Source organism: Roseicyclus sp. (assembly GCF_965662675.1).
Taxonomy (GTDB): Bacteria; Pseudomonadota; Alphaproteobacteria; order Rhodobacterales; family Rhodobacteraceae; genus Roseicyclus.
This window is the reverse complement of sequence record NZ_CBFIIK010000134.1, coordinates 2,845-6,685: the sequence shown is the minus strand read 5'-3', so window position 1 is coordinate 6,685 and position 3,841 is coordinate 2,845. Positions and strand designations below refer to the sequence as shown.

The window sequence follows — 3,841 nt, the reverse complement described above, 5'->3', positions numbered from 1 at the left end:
CTTCAAGTACCCTTTGGCGGGCGGGGCGACCTATGCGTATTTGGAGAAAGATGAAGACGGTAACGTGATCTTCGAGGAAGAGCGCGATTACATCTCGATCGCGACGACCCGCCCCGAGACCATGCTGGGCGATGGCGCGGTAGCGGTGCATCCGGGTGATGACCGCTACAAGCCCATCGTCGGCATGCTGTGCGAAATCCCCGTCGGCCCCAAGGAACATCGCCGCCTGATCCCGATCATCACCGATGAATATCCCGACCCGAATTTCGGCTCGGGTGCGGTCAAGATCACGGGTGCGCATGATTTCAACGATTACGGCGTGGCCAAGCGCGGTGGCATCCCCTGTTACCGCTTGATGGATACCCGCGCCCATTTGCGCGATGATGGTGCGCCCTATGCTCAGGCTGCGGCGATCGCGCAGGCCGTGGCCAATGGCGCGCAGGTCTTGTCCGAGCTTGAGGCCGACGCGCTGAACCTCGTGCCCGATCATCTGCGTGGGCTCGACCGCTACGCGGCGCGGGCGCTGGTGATCGAAGAGATCACTGGTGAAGGCTTGGCCGTGATGACGCGGGCAGATGACAGGCGCTTGGGCAAGGACGCCGTCAAACCCGGCGAAGAGGGCGCGGATGCGCTGGTACCCCTTGTCGAGGCCAAGCCGATCACCCAGCCCTATGGCGACCGATCCAAGGTGGTCATCGAGCCGATGCTGACCGACCAGTGGTTCGTCGATACCGCCAAGATTGTCGAACCGGCACTTGAAGCCGTGCGCTCGGGCCGCACCCGCATCATCCCCGAACAGCACCGCAAGGTGTATTTTCACTGGCTTGAGAATATCGAACCCTGGACCATCTCGCGCCAGCTGTGGTGGGGGCACCAGATCCCGGTGTGGTATGACGAGGATGGCGGCATGTATTGCGCCCCGACCGAGGCCGAGGCGATTGCGAAATCCGGTGGCAAAGCGCTCATTCGCGACCCCGATGTCCTCGACACATGGTTCTCCTCCGGGCTCTGGCCCATCGGCACGCTGGGCTGGCCGGAACAGACGCCGGAGCTGAAGCGCTACTTCCCGACCTCGACCCTCGTGTCTGGTTTCGACATCATCTTTTTCTGGGTCGCCCGGATGATGATGATGCAATTGGCCGTGGTGGGTGATGTGCCGTTCCGCGATGTCTATGTGCATGCCCTTGTCCGCGACGAGAAGGGGCGCAAGATGTCGAAATCCATCGGCAATGTGCTGGACCCGCTCGAGTTGATCGACGAATTCGGCGCCGATGCGCTGCGCTTCACGCTGACCTCGATGGCGGCGATGGGGCGTGATCTGAAACTCAGCAAGGACCGCATCGCGGGTTATCGCAATTTCGGCACGAAACTCTGGAACGCCGCGCGTTTCGCCGAGATGAACGACTGCAAGCCGGTGGCGGGTTTCGACCCTGCCGCGGTCACCCAGACGGTGAACAAATGGATCGTGGGCGAGACCGCGCGCGCGCGCATCGCCCATGACGAGGCGCTGTCGGGCTATCGCTTCAACGATGCGGCCAGCGGGCTTTACGCTTTTGTCTGGGGCCGGGTTTGTGATTGGTATGTCGAGTTCGCCAAGCCGCTCTTCGCCTCTGGAGACGCGGCCGTGATCGCCGAGACACAGGCCACGATGGCTTGGGTGATCGACCAGTGCCTGATCCTTTTGCACCCCACCATGCCCTTCATCACCGAGGAATTGTGGGGCGCGATCGCGGCCCGCGACACCATGCTGGTTCATGCCGATTGGCCCGACTACGGGGCCGAACTGATCGATGCCGAGGCCGACCGCGAGATGGGCTGGGTCATCGGCTTGATCGAGGAAATCCGCTCGATCCGTGCGCAGATGCATGTGCCCGCGGGCCTCAAGGTGCAGCTGTTGCAGGTCGAGATCGACGCGCGCGGGCAGGCGGCATTCGCCCGCAACGCCGCGATGATTGAACGCCTTGCGCGGCTGTCCGAGGTCACGCCCGTCGCGGCGATGCCCAAGGGGGCTGTGACGGTTGCTGCCGAAGGCGCGGTTTTTGGCCTGCCCATCGCCGATCTGATCGATGTGGCCGAGGAAAAGGCACGGCTGGAAAAGTCGCTGGAAAAGCTGGGCAAGGAAATCGGCGGGCTGAAGGGGCGTTTGGGCAATCCCAAGTTCATCGAGAGCGCGCCCGAAGAGATCGTGGACGAAGCCCGCGAAAATCTAGCCGCGCGCGAGGAGGAAGCAGACAAACTGGCCGCAGCGCTGGCGCGGTTGGCGGCGATCGGCTGATATGCGCAAGGGCGCGCGCCACGCGCGCCTTTGTCCGCAGCATGTGGTATGGTGCCGGCCATGTCACGCTGGTTGGATCGCCTTGCCGAACGCCGCATGCTCAAGGCCCGAGCAGAGGGAAAGCTCTCCGCTCTGGCAGGCGAGGGCAAACCCCTGCCCGACCATCCCGAGGCGGCATTGGTCGATCCGGGCTTGGCGGTGGGCTATCGCATCATGGCCGAGCATGGCGCGCTGCCAGAAGAGGTGCAGTTGCGCAAAGCGCTAGAGGCTGCCAAGTCAGGTTACGCCACCGCCACCACGGATGCCGAAAAACGTGCCGCGATGGCCAAGATCTCGGAATTGAGCATGACGCTCGCCATCGCGGTCGAGGCGCGGCAAAAATTTATGCGCTAAAGGCTGCGCCCCTCAGGCGCGATGCGCGCCCGCGGCCAGCCCCGCGACGAAATCCGCGACCTCGCGAACGGGCTTGCCCGCCGCGATCTGGGACACGATGGCCGAGCCCACGACACAGCCATCGGCGATGGCGGCGATGGATTGCGCGGCATCCGGCGTCTTGATGCCGAAGCCCACGATGACCGGAAGATCGGTCGCGGCCTTGATGCGCGCGACCTCGGGGGCGACATCGGCGGCCTGCGCTTCGGCAGCGCCCGTAATCCCCGTGATCGAGACGTAATAGACGAAGCCGCTCGTGTTCTGCAGTACCTTGGGCAAGCGCGCCGCATCCGTGGTGGGGGTGGCCAGCCGAATGAAATTCAGACCTGCAGCCTGCGCGGGGATGCACAGCTCGTCATCTTCCTCGGGGGGCAGGTCGACGATGATCAGCCCGTCGATCCCGGCCTCCTTCGCCTGCACCAGAAAGGTATCGACGCCGCGGGAATAGATCGGGTTGTAATAACCCATCATCACGATGGGTGTCTTGTCGTCGCCCTTGCGCAATTCGCGCGCGATCTGCAGCGTCTTGTCGAGGGTTTGGCCCCCTTCCAGCGCGCGCTGACCGGCCAACTGGATCGTCTCGCCATCGGCCATCGGGTCGGTGAAGGGCATGCCCAACTCGATGATATCGACGCCCGCACCGGGCAGCGCCTTCACGATCTCGAGCGAGGTGGCGTAATCGGGGTCGCCCGCCATGACATAGGCCACGAAAGCCTTTTTGCCCTCGGCCTTGAGCCGTGCGAAGGTATCGTCGATCCGTGTCATATCCGCCCCGTTCAGTGATTTCCGGGCAGGGTTTGGGCCATAGGCGCGCGGAAATCAATGGGGCGGTGTCTTGCGCGTGGTTGCCCCTTTGCCCGCTGCGCCGTAAAGGGGGGCGATTTCATGCATAGGGGCGCGGATCATGGGCTTTAAGATGGGGATTGTCGGGCTGCCGAATGTCGGCAAATCGACGTTGTTCAACGCGCTGACCCGCACAGCGGCCGCGCAGGCGGCGAATTTTCCATTCTGTACCATCGAACCCAATGTGGGCGATGTGGCCGTGCCCGATGCGCGGCTCGACAAGCTGGCGGCGATCGCGGCGTCAAAACAGATCATCCCGACGCGCATGACCTTTGTCGATATCGCGGGCCT

4 protein-coding genes are annotated in these 3,841 nt (G+C 63.6%); 3 read left to right on the top strand and 1 reads right to left on the bottom strand.

The window, feature by feature from the left end:
- Window positions 1-2,275, top strand: a 2,275-nt coding sequence (locus tag ACTG4J_RS14205; protein ID WP_439140394.1) for a valine--tRNA ligase, incomplete at its 5' end; no start/stop codon positions are given.
- A 60-nt stretch (window positions 2,276-2,335) separates the two neighbouring features.
- Window positions 2,336-2,668, top strand: a complete 333-nt coding sequence (locus ACTG4J_RS14200; protein ID WP_439140393.1) for a DUF1992 domain-containing protein — start codon at window positions 2,336-2,338, stop codon at window positions 2,666-2,668.
- Window positions 2,669-2,680: 12 nt separating this feature from the next.
- Here ACTG4J_RS14200 and trpA read toward each other — a convergent pair whose 3' ends face one another.
- A complete protein-coding gene (gene trpA, locus ACTG4J_RS14195) occupies window positions 2,681-3,472 on the bottom strand; it encodes a tryptophan synthase subunit alpha (protein ID WP_439140392.1) in 792 nt (263 codons plus the stop codon).
- 139 nt (window positions 3,473-3,611) lie between these two features.
- Between trpA and ACTG4J_RS14190 the strand changes: the two genes are divergently transcribed.
- Window positions 3,612-3,841 (top strand): GTPase (locus ACTG4J_RS14190; RefSeq protein ID WP_439140391.1); only part of this gene is annotated, 230 nt, incomplete at its 3' end.

Bases quoted from the DNA above. Each gene is read 5' to 3' on its own strand.
- ACTG4J_RS14200 (WP_439140393.1), top strand. From the start codon at position 2,336: ATGTCACGCTGGTTGGATCGCCTTGCCGAACGCCGCATGCTCAAGGCC.
- trpA (WP_439140392.1), bottom strand. From the start codon at position 3,472: ATGACACGGATCGACGATACCTTCGCACGGCTCAAGGCCGAGGGCAAA.